We start from the raw sequence: 24,547 nt of genomic DNA, 5'->3' as shown, positions 1-24,547 counted from the left end.
CGGGCTCAACCTCTACGGTGACGACCATCCCCTCAGGGTCAGGTGCGCGGAAGGAGTCGCGATGTCGTTGCTGATCAGCCGTTCCGGCATCGCTGCCGCGGCGCATGTACAGCGACCGGTCGTGTCGGTGTGGCAGTCCCGCCTCACGAACCGCAACGCCCCGGCCCCGTTCCCGGAGCCGGTGGATGGCACGCCCGAGCTGTTCGCGCTCGAGGACGTCGTCGACTGGCAGGCTCGCACGGGCCGCGGCAACAACCCCTCGTTCGCCGATGACGCCCCCTTGTACGCCGTGCTCGCCGATGGAGTCCACGGCGAGCACGACGATGCCGTCACCGCCCTCATGGCACTGGCCGCGCTGACCGAGACCGATCTCCTCGACCTAGAACCAGCCGAGCTGGTGGCCGCCGCTGCGGCCGTCGATCCCGAGGACACCGGCTTGCTGCGCGAGGTGACGACCGTGGCGCACCGGCGCGACCTTCGTGAGCTCGCTGCCCGGCAGATCGAGGCAGCGTTCGGTGCGGCCGGCGCGATCGAGGCCATCGCCGCGGTCCGTTCCCGAGCCGGCGCGGACCGGCGCTGGACGATCTCGGAGGGCGCGGTCTCCTTGCTCCGGGATCTCTGTCAGAGCCTGGTTCCCGGTGGGGCCATCGTGTCCGACGGCGGTGCTCACCCCAGTGACCTGGCGCTACGTACTACGGTCGGGGACGTCGAGCGGTCGATCGCTTGGTGCGCTTCCGCGGAAGCGTCTCCCGGCGCGGACCGGCCGCTGCGCCGCCGCGCGTTGGCTGCCGGCGTGATGGCCGGCCCGGAAGAGAAGCCGGGCATTCGTGTGCTGCAGATGCCGCCACGGAACTCACCACGTGCGGTGCCGGCGCAGGTGCTGCACGCGATCGACGAGTTCATGCTGAACCGGCCGCCAGGCGCGGTTGGCCTGATACTCGGCCCGGCCAGCGTGCTGTGCGACGCCATGACCGATCGTGACGCTCGACTCCTTCGAGCGGACCTGCTGCGGACCGGGCGGCTGCGCGCCGTGGTGCGGCTTCCGCAGGGGCTCGTTCTGGACCGGCCGCGTGCTGAGTTGGCGCTGTGGGTCCTGGGGGATGCCGATCCCGAGGCCACCATCGCCGACCGTCTGCTCGTGACCGGCGAGGTCAAGGACCTCGAGCAGGAGGCGGTCGACGGCGTCGTGAGCGACCTCGTAGCCGCACTCGCCGGCGTGGCTCAGATTCGGGTGCGTGCCTTCGCGTGCTGTCGCCCGGTCCGCACCGCGCAGCTGCTGGCGACCGACGGCGCCCTCGTCCCTCAGCAGGCGAGCACACCGCCGCCGCGCTCCACGGAGGCGGCTGCGGCGACGGCGCTGACCCGTGTGGACCAGCTCCATCGTGCCGGCGTGGATCTGGGGATCGAGCTGACCACCGCGGCCGAACCTGCTCGCGGCCGTACCGTGACGCTCGGTGCCCTGGTCGCATCGAAGGAAGCGCGCATGATCCCGGGTAAACGGGTGCCGCTGGACGAAATCCCGGACGGGGCCGTACGGGTCCTGGGCGCGGCGGAGCTGAGCGGTGAGATCGGCGAAGGCGAGACGGCCGGTGTCGACATCCTGATGGCCCACGGCCGGTACGCGCGCGCAATCACGGAGCCTGGGGACGTCGTCGTCCTCTCGAATCCTCGACCACGCGCGATCGTGGACGCTGACGGCGGCTGCCTCGTCACGTACCCGGCGCGGATCCTTCGGTTGCGCGGCGGTTCGCCGCGCGCTGTGGCCGCTGCGATCAACGCCCTCCCGGCCCGGGCAGGGGCATGGGAGACATGGGCCGTTCCGGTCCCGGCGCCGTCGGAGGCGCCGGGGCTGGAGGCGGCACTACGGTCGTTGGCGGAGCGCCGGCGAGCATTGCACGACGAGCTCGATGAGCTCGCAGGCTTGGAAACAGACATGATCGACGGCGTGACTTCAGGTGCGCTCGTCGTCTCACCGAGAGACAAGGAGTAGCCGATGGCACGTGCGACGAAGGCGGCCACAGCGCCGTCCACGATGAAGGAACTGAAGGACACCCTCTGGAAGGCGGCCGATCGGCTGCGCGGTTCGATGGATGCCTCGCAGTACAAGGACGTGGTGCTGGGGCTGGTGTTCCTGCGCTACACCTCGGACGCCTTCGCTGAGCGGCGCGCACAGATCGAGGCTGAGCTGAAGGCCGACGGCTGGTCAGAGGCCGCGATCGCGCACCAGGCCGGCGACGTCGACGAGTACACCGGGCACGGCGTGTTCTGGGTGCCGGAGGCAGCTCGATGGGAGTACCTGGCGCAGTACGCGAAGGGCCTGCCGGGGGTCGACGGGCGACCTGCGAAGAACATCGGCGAGCTCGTCGACGACGCGATCACCCTGCTCATTGGCGCCAACCCCGGATTGCGGGGGACGATGCAGCCGCTCTACAACCGCGACAACGTGGACCAGCGGCGCCTCGGTGAGGTGGTGGACCTCTTCAACGCGCTGAAGTTCGTGGGCGACGGGTCGAGCCGGGCGCGCGATCTGTTGGGCGAGGTGTACGAGTACTTCCTCGGCAACTTCGCGGCCGCGGAGGGCAAGCGAGGCGGAGAGTTCTTCACACCGCCGGTGGTGGTACGCACGCTGGTGGAGGTGCTGGAGCCGAAGGAAGGTCGCATCTACGACCCGGCCTGTGGTTCGGGCGGCATGTTCGTGCAGGCGGAGAAGTTCCTGGAGGCGCACGACCGCGACCGCGCGGCGCTGTCGATCTACGGGCAGGAGCTCAACGAGCGTACGTGGCGGCTCGCACGGATGAATCTCGCGGTGCACGGCCTCAACGGCAACCTCGGATCGCGGTGGCAGGACTCGTTCGCGCGCGACCTCCACGACGGCGTCGAGATGGACTACGCGCTCAGCAACCCACCCTTCAACGTGAAGGCATGGGCACGCAACGAGGACGACCCGCGCTGGCGCTTCGGCGTGCCGCCCGCAGGCAACGCGAACTACGCGTGGCTGCAGCTGATCCTCAGCAAGCTCGCTCCGGGCGGCCGCGCCGGCGTGGTGCTGGCGAACGGGTCGATGTCGAGCAACTCCGGCGGTGAAGGGCAGATCCGGGCGCAGATCGTCGAGGCCGACCTCGTGTCCTGCATGGTGGCGCTGCCGACGCAGTTGTTCCGCTCCACCGGCATCCCGGTATGCGTGTGGTTCTTCGCGAAGGACAAGACGGCTGGCACGCAGGGCTCGGTCGACCGCACCGGCGAGGTGCTGTTCATCGATGCCCGCGAGCTGGGGTACATGGTCGACCGCGCCGAGCGATCCTTCACCGACGACGACATTGCGAAGATCGCAGGAACATATCGCGCCTGGCGCGGTACGGAGTCCGCGACGGGGGAGTACGAGGACGTGGCCGGGTTCTGCAGGTCGGTGAGCCTTGCTGAGATCAAGGAAGCCGACTACGCGCTGACCCCTGGTCGCTACGTCGGGTCGGCTGAGGTCGAGGACGACGGCGAGCTCATCGAGGAGAAGATCGCTCGCCTCACTGCTGAGCTGGTTGAGCAGTTCGACGAGTCTGCTCGCCTTGAGGTGGTTGTGCGGGAGCAGCTGGGGAGGGTGCTGTGACAGCGTGGCGGGAACTGACGCTCGCTGATCTGGTCGCTGAGGCAGGTGGCGACATTCAGACGGGTCCGTTCGGCTCCCAGCTCCACGCGGCGGACTATGTGCTCGACGGTACACCTAGCGTCATGCCGCAGAATATCGGCGACAACCGAATCGACCCCGCTGGCATTGCCCGTGTCTCTCGATCCGACATGGAACGGCTGGGCCGGTACTGGCTCATGGCCGGCGACATTGTGTACTCGCGTCGAGGAGACGTAGAGCGACGCGCATTGGTGCGACCCGAAAACGACGGTTGGCTGTGCGGAACCGGATGCCTTCGCGTGCGAATCGCGAACCACCATGTGCACGACCCGGCGTACGTCTCCTATGCACTAGGCGACCCAGATACACGTGCATGGATCACACGCCACGCAGTTGGGGCGACCATGCTCAACCTGAACACATCCATCTTGGGGGCGGTCCCCCTTCGAGTTCCGGCGATCGGCGAGCAGCGGGCGATTGCGGAGGTGTTGGGGGCGCTCGACGACAAGATCGCCGCCAACGACCGCCTTAACAGCACCAGTCACGACCTCCTCGAGGCGGAGTTTCGACTCCTTGCCCAGGCTGCTGCAACAAGTGTGCCGTTGTCCGACGTGGCGCTCCTTGAGTACGGGAAGGCGTTGCCCGCAGTGCGGCGTCGACCCGGCCGCGTGCCCGTGTATGGCAGTGGTGGCATTGGGGGTCATCACGATGAGGCCCTGCGGAAGGGCCCGGGCGTGATCGTCGGTCGGAAGGGAACGGTGGGGTCGGTGTATTGGTCTCAGAGCGACTACTTCGCGATTGACACCACCTATTTCGTCTCGACCCTGCGCGGAGGCCCGGGCCTGCCCTACCTCTACTTCGCTTTGCGCACGATGGGTCTCGACGAACGCAACTCAGATAGCGCGGTGCCGGGGCTCAACCGAGATGCTGCCTACCGAATCGGAGTTCCACTCGCAGCAACAGCGGCGCGTGACGAGTTTGAAGCAACAGTGACGTCGGCGTTCCGACTGCGGGAAGCGAAGCAGCAAGAGTCGCGGCTTCTGACCGAGTTGCGCGACACCATGCTCCCCGCCCTGATGTCTGGCCGGTTGTCGGTCAAGGCCGCGGAGGCGGCCGTCGAGGCATCGACGGCGCCATCAACTCAACCATCCACCGAAGCATCTCAACGCTGAGGAGCACCCCGATGAGCTACCCGCCGCCACCACCACCGCAGGGTTCTGACCCATACGGCGCGCAGAATCAGCCGGGTCTACAGCCCGTCTGGCCACCGCAGCAGCCGACAGAACCCCACCCGGTGCAGCAGTCCTATCAGGGACCGGACCAAGCGCAGTGGCAGGGGCAGTGGCAGCAGGGTGACGTGCCGTCATACGGCAGCCCAGCGCCCATTCCGCCGGCTCAGCCACCAAAGAAGCGCACAGGGCTGAAGATCGTGGGCGGCGTCGTCGGCGGTCTGATCGTGGTCGGCCTGATCGGCAACGCCCTGGGCGGCGCCGACGGCGACGAGGACGCTGTCGGACAACTCCCCTCGGACTCGAGCGCAACCGAGAGGCGAGACTCGAGCCCGGACCCCAGCACCCCCTCTCAGGAGCCCACCACAGAAGAGCCAGTGATTGAGGTCGTGGCGGACGACACGTACTACTCGTTCGCGGACCTCCAACGCGCCTACGTGGTCGCAGGTGGTGACTGTGAGGACACCAAGGAGCTACCCCAGCCCGGGCTGACCGCCCTCTATCAGGCGGAGTGCCCCGATGGCAGCGTGCTGGCCCTGTTCGCCAGCGAGGACGACATGCTGACCCAGTCGGCGACCCTGATGGAACTCGCCGTCCAGTCCGACAGCTTCGATGGCCTCCTGATCGCATCGGACATGTGGACGATCAACCCCGGCGATTCGGTTGACGTGGACGAGATCGTCGCGGTCATGGGTGGTGTGGTCATCACCGAAGCCGACTACGCGGCGACCGGTGAGGACGAGGCCACCGAGGCCGAACCCGAGCTCACGACGTCCCAGCAGAACGCCATCGGCACGGCGCGGGACTACCTCGACTACACGGGATTCTCGCGATCGGGCTTGATCGACCAGCTCGAGTACGAGGGGTACTCAACCGAGGACGCGACCTTCGCCGTCGACTACCTCGATGTGGACTGGATCGAGCAGGCGGTGATCGTCGCCGAGAACTACATCGACTACACCGGCTTCTCCCGCTCTGGTCTGATCGATCAGCTGGAGTACGAGGGGTTCAGCGCGGACGAGGCGGAGTACGGCGTCAGCAACATCACCGTGGACTGGAACGAGCAGGCCGCGGTCGTGGCGCAGAACTACCTCGACTACTCGGAGTTCTCCCGTCAGGAGCTCCTCGACCAGCTCCTGTATGAAGGCTTCACCCAGGAGCAGGCTGAGTTCGGGCTCGAGGCGGTGGGCTACTGATGGCGCTGTCAGAAGCGGAGTGGGAGACCATCGCGCTAGACGGCCTCGCCGAGTACGGGTGGAAGCCGCTGCACGGCAGCACGATCGCGCCAGGGTCGGGGGAGCGGGAGTCATGGGCTGATCTGCACATCCCGTCGCGGATGCTGGCGGCGCTGCGCAACCTGAACCCCTCGGTGCCGGCGAACTACTTGACGCAGGCGCTGGCGGAGATCCTGACGCCATCGTCGGCCGATGCGATCACCGAGAACCATCGCATCCACACGTTTCTCACGGAGGGCTATCGCGGCGTCTCCTGGATCGACAGCGACGGCATCGAGCAGCACCCCACCATCCGGCTCATCTCGAACGAACCGAGCGAGAACGACTGGCTCGCCGTCAACCAGGTCCGCGTGGTCTCGGGTGACGTCGAGCGCCGCTTCGACGTGGTGCTCTACGTCAACGGAATGCCTCTGTCGGTCATCGAGCTGAAGAAGGCCGGGTCGGCGTCAGCGGACGTCGCCGCCGGGCACGCCCAGCTCGCCACCTATCTGCGCGAGCTGCCGATGGTGTTCCGGTTCGCCGCGTTCACCGTGGCTTCTGACGGCATCTTCGCTCGCTACGGCACGCCCTTCACGCCGTTGGAGCACTTCTCGCCCTGGAACGTCGACGACGACGGGCATCCGCTCGAGCTGGGCACAGACATCGAGGGCGAGGCTGCCACGGGACTCGACCTTCTCATCGCCGGCGTCTACAACCAGGAGCGATTCGGCCAGCTGCTGCGCAACTTCATCGCTTTCGACCAGGGCGACCACGGCCTCGGCAAGCGGATCGCCAAACCGCATCAGTACTTCGCCGTCACCAAGGCGGTGGCGAGCACGGTGGAAGCCGTCCGCCGCAACGGCAAGGCCGGCGTCGTCTGGCACACCCAGGGCTCCGGCAAGTCGATGGAGATGGAGCTCTACGCCCACCACGTCCATACCCGACCCGAGCTGCTCAACCCCACGATCGTGCTCGTCACCGACCGCAACGAGCTCGATGGCCAGCTCTTCGACTCCTTCAGCCACTCACTCTTGCTTCCTGAGAAGCCCGTTCAGGTCACCGGTCGCAACGAGCTGCGTGCCGCGTTCACGTCCCGCAAGACCGGCGGCATCTACTTCACCACCCTGCAGAAGTTCGGCCGTACCAAGGAGGAGAAGGACGCCGGCCTTCACACTCCCCTGCTCTCGGACCGCCGGAACGTGATCGTCGTCGTCGATGAGGCGCACCGCAGCCACTACGACGACATCGACGGCTACGCGCGTGACCTGCGCGAGGCGCTGCCCAAGGCGACGCTCATCGCGTTCACCGGCACCCCGATCTCGTTCGCAGATCGGAACACTCGCGAGACCTTCGGCGACTACATCGACGTCTACGACCTGACCCGTGCTGTGTCCGACGGCGCTACCGTGCCGGTGTACTTCGAGCCGCGCCTGATCGCTGTCGAACGTGCCGCCGACCTGTCTGAGGAGGACATCGACGCCACTGCCGACGAGGCAACGGTCGGGCTCGACGACGTGGACCGGGAGCGGATCGAGGCGTCGGTCGCCGTCGTCAACGCGATCTACGGAGCCCCGGCCCGGATCGAATCGCTCGCCCGCGACATCGTCAGCCACTGGGACGCCCGCAAGGAAGCGATGAGCAGCTTCATCGGCGTGCCGGGCAAGGCCATGATCGTCGGCGCGACACGCGAGATCTGCGCCCACCTCTACGACGCGATCATCGCCCTCAAGCCCGAGTGGCACTCCGACAACGACGCCGAGGGAAAGGTCAAGGTGGTCTATTCGGGGACGCCGTCGGACAAGCCACCGGTGGTGCAGCACGTGCGCCGACCGAGCCAGGAGAAGGCCGTCAAGCAGCGGGTGCGTGATCCCGAGGACGAGCTCGAGATCGTGATCGTGAAGGACATGCTGCTCACCGGGTTCGACGCGCCCCCGTTGCACACGCTGTATCTGGACCGGCCGCTCAAGGGTGCACTGCTCATGCAGACGCTCGCACGTGTGAACCGGACGTTCCGCGGCAAGACGGACGGCCTGCTGGTCGCGTACGCACCGCTCGCGGAGAACCTCGACAAGGCGCTCGCCGAGTACACCGCTACTGACCAGGAGACCAAGCCTGTCGGCAAGAACATCGCCGAGTCCATCGCGCTCACCGAGACGCTCGTGGCCCAGCTCGATGCCCTGATGGCCGGGTACGACTGGCGAGCGCAACTGCACGGTGGCCCACGAGACTGGGTGAAGGCCGCCGTCGGGGCCACGAACTACCTGCGGAGCCCGCAGACCCCTGGGAACCAGGCGGAGGACCCCAACGACCGCATCAAGGTGCGGTTCCGCAAGCTCGCCAACCAGCTCGCGCGGGCGTGGGCGCTGTGCTCGGGTAGCGAGAACCTCGGCCACCTCAAGCTGCCTGTGCGCTTCTACGAAGAGGTGCGGGTATGGATGGCGAAGTACGACGCCGAGGAAGCGCGCAGCAGCGGACGCCCCATTCCAGAAGAGGTGCAGCGACTGCTGGCCTCGCTCATCGCCGCCAGTACGGCGAGCGGGGAGATCGTCGACATCTACGAGGCGGCCGGGATCGAGAAGCCGAGCCTCGCGGACCTCGGGCCGCAGCTGGCGAAGCGTGCTACCGACTCGGCGAACCCGCACCTGGCCATCGAGGCATTGCGTGCGCTGCTGGTGGAGGAAGCCGGGCGGGCCACGAGCGGCAACACCATCCGGGCACGGGCATTCTCCGAGCGCATCGCCGAGCTGATGCGCAAGTACACGAACTCGCAGCTCACCTCCGCCGAGGTGATCGCGGAGCTCATGGCGCTGGCCAAGGAAGTGGTCGCGGAGGCCAGTCGCGGCGAGCTGTTCGATCCAGCACTAAGTAGCGATGAGCTGGCCTTCTACGACGCCGTGGTGCAGAACGAGTCGGCCGTGACGGAGCTCGGTGACGACCTCCTGGCGACGATCGCGCGAGATCTCGTGGGAGTGATGCGGCGGGACGTTCGCACCGACTGGACCGTGCGCGACGACGTGCGGGCGAAGCTCCGCGCGTCGATCAAGCGGTTGCTCACCAAGCACGGGTATCCGCCGGACAAGCAGCCCGAGGCGATCAAGCTTGTCATCGAGCAGATGGAGTCGATGGCTCCGAGGTACGGGGAGAGGAACAGCGATGGGTGAGAAGGGCGGAAGCTGGAGGTCGGGCCGCGGTCGGCGCCGGGACCGCGACGATGGAGGATCGCTAAGCCGCTCCGAGCGGGACACCTTGCGCGCGTCACTGCAACGTGAACGCCAGGAGCGCGATATCGATCGTGATGGGGAGTTCGGGGCATCGACGAGCGTGCGGACCGTCTCTGGTGGGCTACCGACTCTGGGCCGCGGTCGGCGCTGACCCTCGAGCGCGCGGGCGACGCTGGTCGCACACCGGGCGTAGGGAGGGCGGACAGTAGGATCGCGTCGGCCACCTGCTGACCACCGCGGTCAGCGTCGGCGCACCTGGACTCGGAAGGATCGGCATGGCGACCCCGGATGACAACAACCGTGAGAAGGTCCCGGTGCGGCTGTTCGAGGCCGGCGACTCCGAGATCGCCGTCTTCGAGTTCGAAGGCCAGCTGCGGGACCTCATGGTCTCGAGTCTCCAGCGCCTCCATCTGACAACTGGCAGCTACGTCAGCGATGCCAAGGCGATGTCTCCTCAAGGAGTGCTGTCGATGGCCGTCGCCGGGGCTTCGGGCGCTGGGACAGCCCTGTCCGCATCCTTGTCGTCGACTCTGTACATGGCGACGGCCGATCCGGCGACGCTCATGCAGCTGGGCGGAGGCGTCGGGAGCGCGGTCATGGGGGTGAATGGCATCGTTGCCCAAGCGCCCTTCATCGCGATACCGAGCGCGTTGCCCGTCCTGGCCCCGATGATGGCGATGCAAGCACTGACCACGGTTGTCATGCTGCAGCAGTTTCAGCAGGTGGATCGAAAGCTCGACACCATCAAGAGCACCCTGGACACGGCGATCGCCAGATCTGAGGCAACCCATGTCGGAGAGCTGCTGACTGCATCCAACATTGTCGACGAGGTGTACCAGCGATACGAACGCGAGGGTTCTTTCTCCATAGACATGCTGGTCCGGTTGGCGCTGGCAGAACACGACGTGCGGAGGCTGGCCGGGCGGTTCCGGTACCTCGTCGACTCCCACTCGGCCGCTCAGGTCGACGAGATCGCCGACGTTCGTCGAGCGAACTATGACGCCCACAGTGCGATGCTCGCATCTTTCCTCGATCTTCGGGTCTCCTACCTGCGTGTCTGCGTCGACATGCAGGAGCACCCCAAGTCGGTCAGCTCATCAGTGGAACAGCTGAAGGAGAAGATCGGCGCCGTCACCGAGTTCTGGCAGCAGCTGCTCAACCGCTCCGACGTTCTGCGGGAGGCCATTCGCGAGCGAGAGACGCAGCTCAACGACATGAAGTGGGCAGAGCGTGTCCTTCCTGAGTTCATCGGCGGGCGTGGGGCCGCCGCGGAACGGAAGCTCAAGGCGTTGAAGGATGCTTACGTTTCCACGATGGAGAACGAGTTGGGCATCATGAAGGACTTCGACTCGCTCATCCATTCGGCGAAGCAGACACTGCGCTCGTTGGAGCAGCCGGCAGCAGCACGAGAAGCTGCGCCCACACTTGTCTACTGGCGTGATGAGACTGGGGAGCACTCCTTCTACACCGAGCAGCTCCGAGTCGCCTGATCCGTCAGCGGGGAGGGCGGTCGGTCGAGCGTATCCACAGGCCGCGGAGCAGGTCGTCGCGAGGGGTTTCGCAGCGCGAAGGTCATGCGCAACTAGCTAGCGCGCCGCCCGAACCTCGGTCTCGGCCACGGCGCGCTCAGGGTCCGGCGGGTTCTGCAGCAGCCGCACGATCGGACCCAGCGCCACCGTGACGCTCATGGCCCGCATCACCCACGCTCGCACCACGGCGAGCGTGCGGCTGCGGCGGAACATGAGGCGCGCGAGCTCTCGCGAGTTTCCCTGTGCGGCCTCCACCCGCGGCTTCTGCACGCGCTCGTACTCGGCGAGCAGCGCCGCGAGCCCCACCTCGGGCGCGTGTGCGAGCATCCGCGCCAGCACCCACGCCGACTCCATCGCCATGCCGGCGCCGATGCCGGCCGTGGGCAGGAAGCCGGCTGCCGCGTCGCCGAGCAGCACGGTGTGCGCCGTCGTCCAGCGAGCGGTGCGGGCGTCGTCGAGCGGCCAGTAGTACGGGTCGGGCTCGGCGGTCACGGCCGCGAGCGCGCTCTCGATGCGCGGGCTCGACGTCCTGAGCTGGCTGCGCACGTGCCGCACGAAGTCCTGCGGCCCGGCGGCGAGGTCCTCGGCAGGGCCGCAGAGGATCGCCCCGATCGCACCCTTCACGGGATAGGTGCCGAGCAGGAAGCCCGCTCCCCAGATCTCCTCGCCGAGGTCAGGCTCGTCGTCATCCGTGGGCTCCGCCCATGCGACCCAGCCGCCCCATCCGGTGTCGACCTTCTCGAGCGGCCCGCTGCCCGGGATCAGATCGCGGGTCGTCGAGCGGATGCCGTCCGCGACGATCACGAGATCGAAGTCGTGAATGGTCTCGGTCTCGGCCGTGCGCAAGCGCACCTGCACCCCTTCGGGGTGCTCCACGAGTGCCGCCACCGTGGTCTCGAACGTCACCTCGCCACCGCTCGCGGAGAGCACCTCCTGCAGGCTGCTGCGGCTGATGCCGCGATAGTCGCCGTATCGATCGACGACAGCGGCCAGCGAGTCGGTGCGCACCTCGCGGCCGGTGCGGTCGCGGAGTCGGTACCGGCTCAGCTCGACGCTCTCGGCCAGGTACCGGTCGCGGACGCCGAGGTCGGCGATGAGCGAGTCGACCATCGGCATCAGGGCCAGCATGTAGCCCGGCGCACGATCATCCCGCGCCCGATCGACGACGACGGGATGCCAGCCCTGCTGCCGAAGCATCTCGGCGACCGCCATCCCTGCCACGCCCGCCCCGACCACGAGCGTGCGGATCGGATCGTCGGCGGCGCGCGCCAGCTGCGCGGCGAGGGTCTGGGCTCGTGCTGCCATGTGAACGTCTCCTCCTGTGTGCCATCGGCAGCCCGTTGGACCGCCTGGTCCAATCACTGTAACAACCATTGGACCGGCCGGTCCAACGCTGGCTAGACTGAGGCCATGGCTCCACCCGCGTCCACCCGGACCCCCGATGAGCGCCGCGCCCTGCTGGTGCGCGAGGCGGCGCGGGAGTTCGCGCGCAGCGGGTACGAGCAGGCATCGCTGAACCGCATCGTCCGTGCCTGCGGCATGAGCAAGAGCTCCTTCTACCACCTCGTCGCCTCCAAGGCGGCCCTCTTCGACCTCGTCATCGACACCCTCCGCGAGGGCATCGGGCGGCGCGTGACGATCCCGCCGCCCGAGGCGTTCGCAGCCGACTTCTGGCTGACCGCCCGCGATCTGCTGCACGAGATCCTCGAGGCCAGCACGAGCGAACCGTCCCTCGCTGCGCTGGGCCGGCTCGTCTACCTGGACGGCCTCCCGAGCGAGCCGCAGGGGGCCGTGCAGTCCTTCTTCGCCGATCTGCAGACGTGGCTCGGCCAGGTGCTGCTCGTCGGCCGCAGCTCTGGTGCCGTGCGCGAGGACCTTCCTGCTGACCTGCAGCTACGCCTCATCGTGGCGACGCTCAGGGCGCTGGACGAGTGGAGCGTCGCGCAGCTCGACCAGCGTTCGGCCGGGGAGCTCCAGGAGCTGGGTGACGCCCAGCTCGCCCTGGTGCAGCGGATGCTCGCCACCGACTGAGCAACACGCCGGGTCGAGCGCCCGGTGCGCTCAGCCGCCACCGGGCCTCCCGGAAATGCCTTGGCCCGCTCCGCGATCACGTCTACGGTGGCTCTCATGTGGATCTGACCTGCCCCGACCCCTTCGTTGTCGACCCTCAGGCAGGTCTGTATGTCATCTCCCTCCACCACGCTCTCGCCCGTGCTCCGTGCCGACGGCGTCTCCGTCTCGTTCGACGGCCGCGCCGTGCTCACCGACGTCTCGCTCACCGTCGACCCCGGGCATCGCGCCGGGCTCGTCGGCGAGAACGGCGTCGGCAAGTCCACGCTCCTGCGCGTTCTCGCCGGCACGCTCGTGCCCGACAACGGCACCGTCCAGCGGCCGCCGGACCTCGGCGTGCTCGACCAGGAGTTCCCGTATCCCGACGCCACTCCCGCCGCGTCCGTCGTCGAGGACGCGCTCGCTCACCTGCGCCGTCTCGAGGCAGAGGTCGAGCGGGCTGCCGCTGCGCTCGACAACCCCACCGACCTCTCCACCGCGAACCGCGCCTACGACCGCGCCCTGGCCGCCGCACAGCATGCCGAGGTCTGGGACGCGGACGTGCGCGCCGCGCGCACCCTCGCGGGTCTCGGCCTCGAGGCAGTGCTCGACGGCGGTGCTCGCCTTGTCGGCGAGATGTCGGGTGGTCAGCGCACCCGCCTGGGGCTGGCGGCGCTGCTGCTGCGGCGACCTCGCGCGCTGCTTCTCGACGAGCCGACCAACCACCTCGACGACGACGCCGCCGACTTCCTCGCCGCCGAGCTCAGCACCCTCGACGGGGCCGTGCTGCTCGCCAGTCACGACCGCACGTTCCTCGAGCAGGTCGCCACCGAGATCGTCGATCTCGATCCCGGCGCCAGCCCCGAGCCGCCGCCGACCGTCTACGGCGGCCGCTACTCCGACTACCTCGAGCAACGCCGCATCGACCGCATCCGCTGGGAGGAGCGCTACGAGCGGGAGCAGGCCGAGCTGAGGGAGCTGCGCCACACGGTCGCGGTCACAGCACGCGAGGTTGCACCGGACCGCGGACCGCGCGACAACGACAAGTTCATCTACAACTTCAAGGGGGCGCGGGTCGAAGGGACCGTCTCGCGCCGGGTCCGGGACGCGGCTGGCCGACTCGAGGCCCTCGAGCGAGACCAGGTCCGCAAGCCGCGCCCGCCGCTGCGATTCGAGCCGCCCACCGGGCCTGTGCCCGACGGCGGCCTGCTGGCCTGGGCGCACCACGTCACCCTCGCAGGGCGGCTGGACATGGACGCGGCCGGCGCTCCGCGGATCGAGATCGCCGCTGGCGCCCGCGTCCTCGTCGCCGGTCCGAACGGATCCGGCAAGTCGACGCTGCTGCACCTCCTCGCGGGCGACCTGCATCCCGACAGCGGCACCCTCAGCTCAGCCCGCGGCGTCCGGATCGGCCTCCTCGAGCAGGATCTCGGCCTCGACGACGAGCGGCGTACCCCCCGCACCCTCCTCGCCGCAGCCGAGGGGCGAGACGCCCTGCCCGGGGATCGCACCGCCGTCGAGAGCCACGGGCTGCTCGCTCCGCGCGATCTCGACCGGCCCGTGGGAGAGCTCTCGGTCGGTACCCGACGGCGTGTCGTCCTCGCGATGCTGGTGACCCAGCGCCCGGACGTGCTGCTTCTGGACGAGCCCACCAACCACATCTCGCTGGCCCTCGCCGACGAGCTGATGGCGGGCCTGCAGGACTGGCCGGGCGCCGTCGTGGTGGCCTCGCACGACCGCTGGTTGCGCGACCGTTGGACCGGCGACTCGGTGACCCTCGCTCCCGCCCCGGGCGCGCGATAGCTGAAGGGGGTAGGGGCAGGCTCCGGGCTGGGGTCGGGCTGCCCACCGGTGTGTCGTCGCTAGTGTTCCTCTCGATGAGCAGCGAAGCGAACGGGACCAACGGGCGGCGGCCCGGCATGACCGATGTGGCGCGCTTGGCGGGGGTCTCGCACCAGACGGTGTCGCGCGTGCTCAACGACCACGCCTCGGTGCGGCCTGCCACGCGCGAGCGCGTGCTCGCCGCGATCGAGCAGCTCGGGTACCGGCGCAATCTCTCGGCCCGGGCGCTCGTCACGCGGCGTTCCGGCCTGATCGGGATCGTGGCCAGCGGGTCGTCACGGTCCGGTCCCGCGGGCACGCTCGGCGCGCTCGAGCAGGCGGCACGCGCGGCGAGCTACTTCGTGACTGTCGCGATCGCACCCGAGCCGGAGCCCGGGCTGCACTCCGAGATCGCCGCCGCCTTCGTGGAGCAGGGCGTCGAGGGCGTGGTGGTGATCGCACCCACCGCCGAGGTGGCCGAGATCGCCCAGGACCTCAACGCGCAGGTGCCGGTGCTCGTGGTCTCGGCCTGGGACCCGCCCGACGACGTCCCCACCATCTCCGTGGACCAGCGCGGGGGCGCGCAGCTGGCTGCGGAGCACCTGCTCGGGCTCGGGCACACCGACGTGGTGCACGTCTCCGGTCCCACCGACTGGTACGACGCCGCCGCCCGCATCGAGGGCTGGCACACCACGCTCGCCGCCGCGGGCGTCACACCCCGCCCCGACCTCGTGGGCGACTGGAGCTCCGAGCGCGGATACGAGCTGGGCCGATCGCTCCTCGACGATCTCCCCACCGCCGTGTTCGCCGCCAACGACCTCACCGCTCTCGGGGTGCTCCGCGCGTTCGCCGAAGCCGGGGTGCGCGTGCCCGACGACGTCTCGGTCATCGGGTTCGACGACCTCGAGGGCTCGGCCAACTTCTACCCGCCGCTGACCACGGTCAAGCAGGACCTCCGGGCGCTCGGCGCCGCTGCGCTCGGTGCTCTGGTCGAGGTGATCGCCGGCGGCGACGCGCTACCGCGCCGGCTGCCACCGACGCTGGTGCCGCGTGCGTCCACCGCGGCGCCGCGGACATCATGACGACCGACGAGCACGGCCGCCCCGAGCCCGAGAACGCCGCCGGCGAGCTCGACACCCTCGTGCAGTTCCTCGACTTCCTGCGCGCCACGCTCGCTTGGAAGACCGACGGCCTCGACGACGGGGGGCTCCGACGGCGACTCCCGCCGTCGAGCATGAGCCTGGGCGGGATGCTGCACCATCTCGCGTACGTCGAGGACTTCTGGTTCGGCTGCCGGCTGGCAGGACGGCCGCCGGCGCCACCGTGGAACGATGTCGACTGGGACGCCGACCCGGAATGGGACTGGCACGCGGCCGACGATCTCGACGAGGCGACCATCAAGGAGCGATGGCGCGCCGCCGTCGAGCAGTCGCGAGCGCATCTGCGCGACATCCTGCGCCACGGCGATCTCGACACGATGGAGCGGCGCCCCGAGCCGGCGGTGAACGTCCGGTGGGTCCTGGTCCACATGATCGAGGAGTACGCGCGGCACGCGGGCCATGCCGATCTGCTGCGCGAGTCGATCGACGGCGTCACGGGCGAGTGAGGCCCGCCACCAGCGCGGCGAGCGCCTCGTCCAGCTGGGCATCGGTCACGCCCCCGACTCCCACGAGCAGCCCGGTGAGCTCGGCGGAGCGGCAGTAGTCGGCCAGCAGGTTGACCTGGTACCCGGCCGCGAGCGCGGCCTCGCGAGCGCGGACCGCCTCCCGCTGCGGCAGCAGCCAGGTCGTGTACATCCCGGCGGGCGACGGGCTCGACGGCGTCGCGTACGGCGAGAGCGTCTCGCTCACCCTGCGTGCGCGCTCGGCGTAGACACGCCGGGCGCTGCGGATCACGCGATCGAGATAGCCGTCGCGGATCAGGGCGACGAATGCCCGCTGCACCGGCCAGGGCACGGCGTCATGGGTGGCGAGGCGGCGGGCGTTGACCCGGTCGGTGAGCTCCGCCGGTGCCACCAGCCAGCCGACGCGCATGCTGGGTCCCACCGATTTCGCGGCCGTCCCCAGGTAGCCCACCTGCTCGGGCGCGAGCGAGGCGAGCGCGGGGATCGGGGCGACGTCGTAGCGGAACTCCGAGTCGTAGTCGTCCTCGATGATCAGGGTTCCCGAACGCCGCGCCCGCTCGAGCAGGTCGAGCCGCTGCGAGGCGGTCATCACGTGGCCGAGCGGGTGCTGGTGCGCGGGCGTGGTGTACGCGGCGGCCAGCCCGGCGAGGTCCCAGCCGCCGGGGTCCGCCGCCGGCAGGTCACGAACCTCGCGGCCTGCCATGTGCGCGGTCGCGACCGCCGACCGGTACCCCGGGTCCTCGACTCCGAACGCACCGGGCGGTAGTACCCCCAACAGCTGCCGCAGCCCATCCGTGGTGCCGGCCGTGACGATGACCTGCTCGGGGTCGCAGCGCAGCCCGCGCGTGTGGGCGAGGCGGTCCGCGAGCAGTCGGCGCAGCTCGGGGATGCCCCGGGGGTCGTCGTAGCCACGGGGTGGCGTCGCCGTCGAGACCTCGCGCCAAGCGCGGCGCCAGCCGGCCGCGTGCCGGGGGTCGATGAAGGGGGTGCCGGCGTCGAGCAGGACCGGCGCCGGCGCAGGTGGGCGGCGCACGGGCGCCGGTGAGCTCGAGCGCGGCAGCCCGGGGGAGGCGGCGAACGTGCCGGATCCGTGCCTGCCCGTGAGCCATCCTTCTGCCACCAGCTGGGAGTACGCCTGCTCGACGACGGAGCGCGCCGTGCCCAGCTCGCTCGCCAGTGCTCGGGTGCTGGGGAGGCGGTCCCCCTCGCGGAGGGTCTCCTCGAGGATCCGGGTGCGGATCTGGCTGCTCAGCTGAGCGCTGAGCGAGGTGTCGGCCGAGCGGTCGAGCGTGAGCGGCAACGTACTCATCTCACCTCCAAGTGGCCTGCCCAACTGTACGAGCTTTGGCCGTTGTCGGTAAGCCACTATCGCCTCAGTCTCGAGGGGTGACCACCACACTCTCACCGACCCCCCGCACCACGATCGTCCGCGGCAAGGCGCGCGCCCGCACCGACGGCGCCGAGCTCCACCAGTTCCTGGAGGAGGCGCTGATCGCCCACCTCGGCGTGGACGTCGGCGACCACCCGCTGGTGCTGCCGGTCGCGTTCGCGATCGACCTCGCAGGCCCCGACGACGGCGGCACCCTCTACATCCACGGGTCTGTCGCCGCGCGCTGGCTCACCAGCGCCGAGGGGCGGACCGTGTGCGTGACCGTCACCGAGGTCGACGGCCTGGTGGCCGCGCGCTCCGGGTTCCATCACTCGATGAACTACCGCTCCGCCGTCGTGATCGGGCAGGCGCGAGTGGTGAGCGACCCGGACGAGAAGGCCAGGGCCCTCGACCTCACGGTCGACCACATGATCCCGGGGCGGTCCGTGACGCTGCGCGCCAGCACCCGCAAGGAGCTCGCGGCCACCGCGGCGCTCGCGGTACCGCTGCGTGAGGCGTCGATGAAGGTCCGTGCCGGCGACCCGGTGGACGACCCGGCCGACGTCGACCCGTCCGTGTGGGCCGGCGTGATCCCCGTGCGCCGGGTCACCGACGCCCCGCTGCCCGCGCCGGACACCGCCGCTGCTGTGCCTGCCGACATCCGCCGCCGCGCCGAGGGCCTGGGCCGCTAGGCGAGGGGGTTGCTCGCCTTGCCGTCGAGCCACAGGCGGCTCGAGGGGTCGGAGTGCGTGCCGCCGCTGTCCACGTGCTTGTCCGAGATGGCGTCACCCTTGGTGATGACGTGCACCATCGCCATGCCGTGGCCGCGGCCCAGGCCGTAGTCCTCCTTGAGCCACTCCAGGATCGGAGCGGCCTTGGTGGACTCGTCGAACCCGCGCTCGCGGGCCAGGGCGATCAGCTCGCGCGGGGTGTGCCCGGTCTTGGCCTCGACGGCGTCGAGGTAGGCCTGGAAGGACATGCGGAACCTCCGTCTCGTGAAGGATCCACAGGGTAGCGGCGCCCTACGTCATCGCCTGCGCGAGGAGATCGCCGTGCACAAGGAGATGCGCCGAGGCGATGTGAACGCTAACATCGAGCTATGACTGTCGACGCCGACCGAGCGCTCGTCGTCGGCGTGGACTACGGCACCCTCTCCGGTAGGGCCGTCGTGGTGCGCGTCGCGGATGGAGCCGAGCTGGGCAGCGCGGTGCACGAGTACCGCCACGCCGTGATGGACCGCACCCTGACGGCGCACGACGACGAGCCGCTGCCGCCCGAGTGGGCGCTGCAGGTTCCCTCCGACTACGTGGAGGTCCTCCAGGAGGCCGTGCCGGCTGCCATCAGGGCTGCGGGCGTGGACCCGGCCGACGTCGTCGGGATCGGCACCGACTTCACCGCCTGCACGGTGGTTCCGACGCTCGCCGACGGCACCCCGCTGTGCGAGCTGCCGCAGTTCGCCGACCGTCCGCACGCGTACGTGAAGCTGTGGAAGCACCATGCCGCGCAGGGGCAGGCCGACCGCATCAACGAGCTCGCACGCGAGCGCGGCGAGTCATGGCTGCCCCGCTACGGCGGGCTGATCTCGAGCGAGTGGCAGTTCGCCAAGGGCCTGCAGCTCCTCGAGGAGGATCGCGAGATCTACGACGCCACCGAGCAGTGGGTCGAGGCCGCCGACTGGATCGTCTGGCAGCTGTGCGGCACCTACGTCCGCAACGCCTGCACGCTCGGCTACAAGGGCATCTACCAGGATGGCTCCTACCCGAGCGACGACTTCCTCGCCGCCCTGAACCCTGACTTCGTCGGGTTCGTCAAGGACAAGCTCGACGGCGCCCCGATCGGCCAGCTCGGATCTGTTGCCGGCACGCTCTCGGCCGAGGCTGCCGGGTGGACCGGGCTGCCCGAAGGCATCGCGGTGGCGGTCGGCAACGTCGACGCGCACGTGAGCGCGCCTGCCGCGAACGCGGCCGAGAACGGCCAGATGACCCTGATCATGGGCACCTCGACGTGCCACGTGATCAGCAGCGACGTGCTCGCCGAGGTGCCGGGCATGTGCGGGGTCGTCGACGGCGGGATCGTCGCCGGCAGCTATGGCTACGAGGCCGGCCAGTCCGGCGTCGGCGACATCTTCGCGTGGTTCGTCTCCACCGGCGTGCCGGGCGCATACGCCGAGGCGGCCGCCGCGAAGGGCCAGAACCTGCACGAGTACCTGACCGAGCTCGCCAGCGCCCAGGCCATCGGCGCGCACGGGCTGGTCGCGCTCGACTGGCACTCCGGGAACCGCTCGGTCCTCGTGGACCACGAGCTGTCCGGGCTGGTGCTCGGGCAGACGCTCACCACCCGCCCCGAGGACATCTACCGCGCGCTGCTGGAGTCGACGGCGTTCGGCACCCGGGTCATCGTCGAGGCGTACGTGAACGCCGGCGTGCCGGTGTCCGAGCTGGTGGTGGCCGGTGGGTTGCTGAAGAACTCCTTCCTCATGCAGATGTACTCCGACGTGACCCGCCTGCCGCTGTCCACGATCGTCTCGGAGCAGGGGCCGGCGCTCGGATCGGCGATCCATGCCGCGGTCGCCGCCGGGTACTACGAGAGCGTCCGCGCCGCGGCCCCGGTGATGGGTGGCCGGGTCGAGGCGGCCTACACGCCGGACCCGGAGGCCGCCGACGCCTACGACCGGCTGTTCGCCGAGTACAGCACCCTGTACGACTACTTCGGCCGTGGCGGCAACGACGTCATGCACCGCCTCAAGGCGATCCGCCGCGAGGTGCACGCCGCGGGCTCGGCCCCCGCCGCGCCCGAGCTCGCCCCCACCGAGGAGATCGCCTAGATGCCTGTCGTCCTGTCCGAGCTGCCCGCCGACCTGCAGCAGCGGGTACAGGCCACCCGGGAGCGGGTCGCGGCCCTGCACGCCGAGCTCACCCGCTACGAGCTCGTGGTCTGGACCGCCGGCAACGTCAGCGAACGGGTGCCCGGGTCCGACTCGGTGGGCGGGCTGTTCGTCATCAAGCCCTCGGGTGTCTCCTACGACGAGCTGACCGCTGAGACGATGGTGGTGTGCACGCTCGACGGCGCCAAGATCGACGACGGCACCCCGGAGCACCTGGTGCCCAGCTCGGACACCGCGGCCGCCGCCTACGTCTACGAGCACATGCCCGAGGTCGGGGGTGTGGTGCACACCCACTCGACCTACGCGACCGCCTGGGCCGCCCGGCACGAGCCGATCCCGTGCGTGCTCACGATGATGGCCGACGAGTACGGCGGCGAGATCCCCGTGGGGCCGTTCGCGATCATCGGTGACGACTCGATCGGGCGTGGCATCGTCGAGACGTTGAAGGGCTCCCGCAGCCGCGCCGTGCTGATGGCGAACCACGGACCCTTCACGATCGGCAAGGACGCACGCGACGCGGTGAAGGCCGCCGTCATGTGCGAGGAGGTCGCGCGCACGGTGCACATCGCACGGCAGCTCGGCGACCCGGTGCCGATCGCGCAGCATCACATCGACTCACTTTTCGACCGCTATCAGAACGTCTACGGCCAAGGCGGCTCCGCCGTCGGGCAGAAGGACCAGGAGAACGCGCAGTGAACAACCCCACCGAGCCATTCGCCGGTCGCCAGATCTGGTTCCTCACCGGCAGCCAGGACCTCTACGGCGAGGAGACGCTCGCGCAGGTGGCGGAGCAGTCCCGGGCCGTCGCCGCGCACCTGCAGGGCAGCGACGACATCCCGGTCGAGATCGTGTGGAAGCCGGTGCTGAAGGATGCCGCCACCATCCGCCGGGTCGCGCTCGAGGCCAACGCCGACGACTCCTGCATCGGCGTCATCGTGTGGATGCACACCTTCAGCCCCGCGAAGATGTGGATCACCGGGCTGGACGCGCTCGCCACGCCGCTGCTGCACCTGCACACGCAGGCGAACGTCGAGCTGCCGTGGGCCGACATCGACATGGACTTCATGAACCTCAACCAGGCCGCTCACGGCGACCGGGAGTTCGGGTACATCGCCGCGCGGATGTCCGTGCCGCGCAAGATCGTGGTCGGGCACGCGAGCAGCCCGAGCGTGCAGGCGCAGGTCGGTCGGTGGTCGCGCGCGGCCGCCGGCTGGGCTTCGCTGCGCGGCGCGACCCTCGCCCGCTTCGGCGACAACATGCGCTTCGTGGCCGTGACCGAGGGCGACAAGACCGAGGCCGAGGTGCGCTTCGGCGTCGCCGTCAACACCTGGGGTGTCAACGAGCTCGTGGAGCGGGTCGACGCCGCGGCGCCCGAGCAGATCGACGCCCTGGTGGCCGAGTACGAGGAGCTGTACGACGTCGTCCCCGAGCTGCGGGCCGGTGGCGAGCGGCACGAGTCCCTGCGCTACGCCGCGGCGCAGGAGATCGGTATGCGCTCCTTCCTCGAGGAGGTCGACGCGACCGCCTTCACGACGACGTTCGAGGACCTGGGCGGGCTCCGGCAGCTCCCCGGGCTCGCCGTGCAGCGCCTGATGGCCGACGGCTACGGTTTCGGCGCGGAGGGCGACTGGAAGACCGCCCTGCTGGTGCGGGCCGCCAAGGTGATGGGCCACGGTCTGCCCGGTGGTGCCTCGCTGATGGAGGACTACACCTACGAGCTGACGCCCGGCAAGGAGAAGATCCTCGGCGCCCACATGCTCGAGATCTGCCCCACGCTGACCACCTCGAAGCCGCGCGTGGAGATCCACCCGCTCGGTATCGGTGACCGCGAGGACCCGGTCCGGATGGTGTTCGACACCGACCCCGGCGAGGGCATCGTCGTGGCCATGTCCGACCTGCGGGAGCGGTTCCGGCTCACGGCCAACCTCGTGGACATCGTGCCGCCCGACGCCGAGCTGCCCCGGCTGCCGGTCGCGCGTGCCGTGTGGGTGCCGCGCCCCGACTTCACCACCTCGGCGACGGCGTGGCTCACCGCCGGCGGTGCCCACCACTCGGTGCTGAGCACCGCGATCGGCCGGGAGGTCTGGGAGGACTTCGCCGACATCGCCGAGGTCGAGCTCGCGATCATCGACGAGGACACCACGGTGCGCGGCTTCGCGAAGGAGCTGCGCTGGAACGCTGCCTACCACCGGCTGGCCCAGGGCCTGTAGCCGACCCCGCCGGGGCGGGCGTCACCGCAGCACGCCCGCTGTGCTCGCCGTCAGCTCGGCCAGGAAGTCCGACCAGCTCCGCTCGCCACGCTGCACGGACGCACCGGCCAGGTTGTCGCCGGCGCGGTAGGCGCGCCCGGCGGCACCGGGGATGCGGACGGGCACGCCGCGACGGCGGCGCTTGCCCATCGCCTCGACATAGGCATCGGCCAGCTGCCGGACGTCCAGCACGTCCGGGCCGGCGATGTCGGCGACCCGACCGGAGGGCGAGCCCAGCGCGAGCTCGGCGAGCCGGGCTGCCACCTCGTCCACGTGCATCGGCTCGAAGCGCAGACCGCCGGGCAGCGGCAGCAGCGGGAGCGTGGCCATGCCGCGGACCACGGGGAGCACGAACTCGTGCAGCTGGGCGGCGCGCAGCACCGTCCAGGGCACGCCTGACCCCGCGATCGCGCGCTCGGCGTCCGCCTTGGCGCGGAAGTAGCCGATCGGCATGGTGTCGGCGCCGACCACCGAGATCAGGATGAGGTGCCGCACTCCGGCATCGTGGGCGGCCGCCGCGAGGTTGCCGGCCGCGGTGTCGTCGCCCTTGGCGCCGCCCGCGAGGTGCAGCACGACGTCCACGTGCTCGAGCGCCTCGGCGAGGCCGCGCCCGGCGACGGTGTCGCCCTCGACGTGCGTCAGGCCCGGTTCGTCCAGACCGCCCCGGCGGGAGAGGACGCGCACGTCCTGGCCTGCGTTTCGCAGCAGCGGTACGACCCGGCGGCCGATCGTCCCGGTGCCGCCGGTCACGAGAATGGGTGCAGTCATGTTTGTCTGTCCTTCGAGTGTCACAACACGGGACGTTCCCGCGTCGAGGTCCTGACGATCGACATCGAGGAGACGTGACATGACCGATCGAAGAATCCTTGCCCGGCGGTTCGAGACCGAGCGGCCCCGGCTGCACGCCATCGCGACCAAGCTGCTCGGGTCCACCGCCGATGCTGACGACGCCCTGCAGGAGACCTGGCTGCGGCTGGACCGCTCGGGCGACGAAGACATCGAGAACCTCTCGGCGTGGCTCACCACCGTGGTGTCCCGCGTCAGCCTCGACATGTTGCGCGCGCCGCGGCGCAAGCGCGAGCACTCCTGGCAGGTGGAGCCGTGGCGCGACGAACCGGTGGCCGCCGAGCAGGACCCCGCCGAGCTGGTCGCCCAGAGCGATCAGGTCAGCGTCGCGCTCCTCGTGCTGCTGGAGACGCTCAGTCCCGCGGAGCGGATCGCCTTCGTGCTGCACGACGTCTTCGACCGGCCGTTCGAGGAGATCGCGACCGTGCTCGACCGGTCGCCGGAGGCGGCCCGCCAGCTCGCCTCCCGCGGGCGCCGGCGGGTGCGTGGCGCCGACGAGCCGGCACGGCCGAACCGCGAGCGCGGCAGGCGCATCGTCGAGGCCTGGCTGACGGCCGCCCAGGAGGGCAACCTCGGCGCGCTGCTCTCACTGCTCGACGACGGTGCGGTGCTGCATGCCGACCACGGCGCCACCACACAGGTCGTCCAGGGTGCACGAGCGATCGCGGAGCAGGCGGTCCTGTCGGGCCGGCTCGCCGCCCACTCGAGGCCGATCCTCATCGGCGGGCGGCCGGGGGTCGCCGCGGTCATCGGTCAGCGGGTGGTCTCGATCATGGCCTTCACGATCGACGGCGACCGCATCGTGGCGCTCGACGTCCTTGCCGACCCGGAGCACCTCGAGGCGCTCGGGGTGCAGCAGGTCCTCGGCGGGGCGTCTCGTTGAGGCGCGCCCG

General features: G+C 69.8%; 19 protein-coding genes. 15 read left to right on the top strand and 4 right to left on the bottom strand.

The window, feature by feature from the left end; genetic code table 11:
* Nucleotides 1-61 precede the first annotated feature (61 nt).
* From GPA03_RS16245 to GPA03_RS16220, 6 genes are all read left to right on the top strand, one after another.
* Nucleotides 62-1,990 carry a hypothetical protein gene (locus GPA03_RS16245; protein ID WP_156253080.1) on the top strand — a complete coding sequence of 643 codons (1,929 nt, stop codon included), beginning with the start codon at nucleotides 62-64 and terminating at the stop codon, nucleotides 1,988-1,990.
* Nucleotides 1,991-1,993: 3 nt separating this feature from the next.
* Nucleotides 1,994-3,601, top strand: coding sequence for a class I SAM-dependent DNA methyltransferase (locus GPA03_RS16240; protein ID WP_206673604.1), 1,608 nt, complete (start codon nucleotides 1,994-1,996; stop codon nucleotides 3,599-3,601).
* The gene (locus GPA03_RS16235) at nucleotides 3,598-4,791 is read left to right on the top strand and encodes a restriction endonuclease subunit S (protein WP_206673603.1); all 1,194 of its coding nucleotides are present in this window, start codon (nucleotides 3,598-3,600) and stop codon (nucleotides 4,789-4,791) included. Before GPA03_RS16240 ends, GPA03_RS16235 begins: the two co-directional genes overlap by 4 nt.
* 257 nt (nucleotides 4,792-5,048) lie before the next feature.
* Complete coding sequence (locus GPA03_RS16230) at nucleotides 5,049-6,044, top strand: Ltp family lipoprotein (RefSeq protein WP_206673602.1); 996 nt, start codon at nucleotides 5,049-5,051, stop codon at nucleotides 6,042-6,044.
* Entirely contained in the window at nucleotides 6,044-9,223 is a 3,180-nt protein-coding gene (locus tag GPA03_RS16225; protein WP_156253078.1) for a type I restriction endonuclease subunit R, read from the top strand. The genes GPA03_RS16230 and GPA03_RS16225 overlap by 1 nt, the downstream gene beginning before the upstream one ends.
* A 335-nt stretch (nucleotides 9,224-9,558) precedes the next feature.
* Nucleotides 9,559-10,773 (top strand): hypothetical protein, encoded by a 1,215-nt coding sequence (locus GPA03_RS16220; protein WP_156253077.1) that lies wholly within the window; start codon nucleotides 9,559-9,561, stop codon nucleotides 10,771-10,773.
* Between the two features lie 96 nt (nucleotides 10,774-10,869).
* On the opposite strand, the gene GPA03_RS16215 is transcribed toward GPA03_RS16220, so the two are convergent.
* Nucleotides 10,870-12,117, bottom strand: coding sequence for an FAD-dependent oxidoreductase (locus GPA03_RS16215; RefSeq protein ID WP_156253076.1), 1,248 nt, complete (start codon nucleotides 12,115-12,117; stop codon nucleotides 10,870-10,872).
* A gap of 105 nt (nucleotides 12,118-12,222) precedes the next feature.
* Between GPA03_RS16215 and GPA03_RS16210 the strand changes: the two genes are divergently transcribed.
* The 4 genes from GPA03_RS16210 to GPA03_RS16195 all read left to right on the top strand — a co-directional run bounded on the left by GPA03_RS16210 (nucleotide 12,223) and on the right by GPA03_RS16195 (nucleotide 16,288).
* Nucleotides 12,223-12,843: a TetR/AcrR family transcriptional regulator gene (locus tag GPA03_RS16210; protein WP_156253075.1), complete on the top strand. Its 621-nt coding sequence runs from the start codon at nucleotides 12,223-12,225 to the stop codon at nucleotides 12,841-12,843.
* Between the two features lie 150 nt (nucleotides 12,844-12,993).
* Nucleotides 12,994-14,664: an ABC-F family ATP-binding cassette domain-containing protein gene (locus tag GPA03_RS16205; protein ID WP_156253074.1), complete on the top strand. Its 1,671-nt coding sequence runs from the start codon at nucleotides 12,994-12,996 to the stop codon at nucleotides 14,662-14,664.
* A gap of 74 nt (nucleotides 14,665-14,738) precedes the next feature.
* Complete coding sequence (locus tag GPA03_RS16200) at nucleotides 14,739-15,764, top strand: LacI family DNA-binding transcriptional regulator (protein ID WP_241681343.1); 1,026 nt, start codon at nucleotides 14,739-14,741, stop codon at nucleotides 15,762-15,764.
* On the top strand, nucleotides 15,761-16,288 hold the full coding sequence (locus tag GPA03_RS16195) for a DinB family protein (protein WP_156253073.1): 528 nt from the start codon (nucleotides 15,761-15,763) through the stop codon (nucleotides 16,286-16,288). The genes GPA03_RS16200 and GPA03_RS16195 overlap by 4 nt, the downstream gene beginning before the upstream one ends.
* Here the strand turns inward: GPA03_RS16195 and pdxR are convergent.
* Nucleotides 16,275-17,615, bottom strand: coding sequence for a MocR-like pyridoxine biosynthesis transcription factor PdxR (gene pdxR / locus GPA03_RS16190; protein WP_156253072.1), 1,341 nt, complete (start codon nucleotides 17,613-17,615; stop codon nucleotides 16,275-16,277). The genes GPA03_RS16195 and pdxR overlap by 14 nt on opposite strands.
* A 77-nt stretch (nucleotides 17,616-17,692) precedes the next feature.
* On the opposite strand from pdxR, the gene GPA03_RS16185 reads away from it, so the two are divergent.
* Entirely contained in the window at nucleotides 17,693-18,367 is a 675-nt protein-coding gene (locus tag GPA03_RS16185; RefSeq protein ID WP_156253071.1) for a pyridoxamine 5'-phosphate oxidase family protein, read from the top strand.
* On the opposite strand, the gene GPA03_RS16180 is transcribed toward GPA03_RS16185, so the two are convergent.
* On the bottom strand, nucleotides 18,364-18,654 hold the full coding sequence (locus GPA03_RS16180) for a DUF4287 domain-containing protein (protein ID WP_156253070.1): 291 nt from the start codon (nucleotides 18,652-18,654) through the stop codon (nucleotides 18,364-18,366). The two genes, GPA03_RS16185 and GPA03_RS16180, sit on opposite strands and share 4 nt — an antisense overlap.
* 120 nt (nucleotides 18,655-18,774) lie before the next feature.
* On the opposite strand from GPA03_RS16180, the gene araB reads away from it, so the two are divergent.
* The 3 genes from araB to araA are packed head-to-tail and all read left to right on the top strand — an operon-like array spanning nucleotide 18,775 to nucleotide 22,769.
* Entirely contained in the window at nucleotides 18,775-20,499 is a 1,725-nt protein-coding gene (gene araB / locus GPA03_RS16175; protein ID WP_156253069.1) for a ribulokinase, read from the top strand.
* Nucleotides 20,500-21,255 carry an L-ribulose-5-phosphate 4-epimerase gene (locus GPA03_RS16170; protein WP_156253068.1) on the top strand — a complete coding sequence of 252 codons (756 nt, stop codon included), beginning with the start codon at nucleotides 20,500-20,502 and terminating at the stop codon, nucleotides 21,253-21,255.
* A complete protein-coding gene (gene araA, locus GPA03_RS16165; RefSeq protein WP_156253067.1) occupies nucleotides 21,252-22,769 on the top strand; it encodes an L-arabinose isomerase in 1,518 nt (505 codons plus the stop codon). The genes GPA03_RS16170 and araA overlap by 4 nt, the downstream gene beginning before the upstream one ends.
* Nucleotides 22,770-22,790: 21 nt before the next feature.
* Here the strand turns inward: araA and GPA03_RS16160 are convergent, their stop codons facing one another.
* Complete coding sequence (locus tag GPA03_RS16160) at nucleotides 22,791-23,576, bottom strand: SDR family oxidoreductase (RefSeq protein WP_156253066.1); 786 nt, start codon at nucleotides 23,574-23,576, stop codon at nucleotides 22,791-22,793.
* Between the two features lie 79 nt (nucleotides 23,577-23,655).
* Here GPA03_RS16160 and GPA03_RS16155 point away from each other — a divergent pair, with 79 nt between their 5' ends.
* On the top strand, nucleotides 23,656-24,537 hold the full coding sequence (locus tag GPA03_RS16155; RefSeq protein ID WP_156253065.1) for a sigma-70 family RNA polymerase sigma factor: 882 nt from the start codon (nucleotides 23,656-23,658) through the stop codon (nucleotides 24,535-24,537).
* The last annotated feature ends 10 nt before the right edge of the window (nucleotides 24,538-24,547 follow it).

The sequence above is a fragment of the Pseudactinotalea terrae genome (assembly GCF_009733845.1).
Lineage (GTDB): Bacteria > Actinomycetota > Actinomycetes > Actinomycetales > Beutenbergiaceae > Pseudactinotalea > Pseudactinotalea terrae.
This window is presented reverse-complemented; position numbering and strand designations above follow the sequence as displayed.

Coding starts and splice junctions, on each gene's coding strand:
- GPA03_RS16245 (WP_156253080.1), top strand. CDS start 62: ATGTCGTTGCTGATCAGCCGTTCCGGCATCGCTGCCGCGGCGCATGTA.
- GPA03_RS16240 (WP_206673604.1), top strand. CDS start 1,994: ATGGCACGTGCGACGAAGGCGGCCACAGCGCCGTCCACGATGAAGGAA.
- GPA03_RS16225 (WP_156253078.1), top strand. CDS start 6,044: ATGGCGCTGTCAGAAGCGGAGTGGGAGACCATCGCGCTAGACGGCCTC.
- GPA03_RS16220 (WP_156253077.1), top strand. CDS start 9,559: ATGGCGACCCCGGATGACAACAACCGTGAGAAGGTCCCGGTGCGGCTG.
- GPA03_RS16215 (WP_156253076.1), bottom strand. CDS start 12,117: ATGGCAGCACGAGCCCAGACCCTCGCCGCGCAGCTGGCGCGCGCCGCC.
- GPA03_RS16210 (WP_156253075.1), top strand. CDS start 12,223: ATGGCTCCACCCGCGTCCACCCGGACCCCCGATGAGCGCCGCGCCCTG.
- GPA03_RS16205 (WP_156253074.1), top strand. CDS start 12,994: ATGTCATCTCCCTCCACCACGCTCTCGCCCGTGCTCCGTGCCGACGGC.
- GPA03_RS16200 (WP_241681343.1), top strand. CDS start 14,739: ATGAGCAGCGAAGCGAACGGGACCAACGGGCGGCGGCCCGGCATGACC.
- GPA03_RS16195 (WP_156253073.1), top strand. CDS start 15,761: ATGACGACCGACGAGCACGGCCGCCCCGAGCCCGAGAACGCCGCCGGC.
- pdxR (WP_156253072.1), bottom strand. CDS start 17,615: ATGAGTACGTTGCCGCTCACGCTCGACCGCTCGGCCGACACCTCGCTC.
- GPA03_RS16180 (WP_156253070.1), bottom strand. CDS start 18,654: ATGTCCTTCCAGGCCTACCTCGACGCCGTCGAGGCCAAGACCGGGCAC.
- araB (WP_156253069.1), top strand. CDS start 18,775: ATGACTGTCGACGCCGACCGAGCGCTCGTCGTCGGCGTGGACTACGGC.
- GPA03_RS16170 (WP_156253068.1), top strand. CDS start 20,500: ATGCCTGTCGTCCTGTCCGAGCTGCCCGCCGACCTGCAGCAGCGGGTA.
- GPA03_RS16160 (WP_156253066.1), bottom strand. CDS start 23,576: ATGACTGCACCCATTCTCGTGACCGGCGGCACCGGGACGATCGGCCGC.
- GPA03_RS16155 (WP_156253065.1), top strand. CDS start 23,656: ATGACCGATCGAAGAATCCTTGCCCGGCGGTTCGAGACCGAGCGGCCC.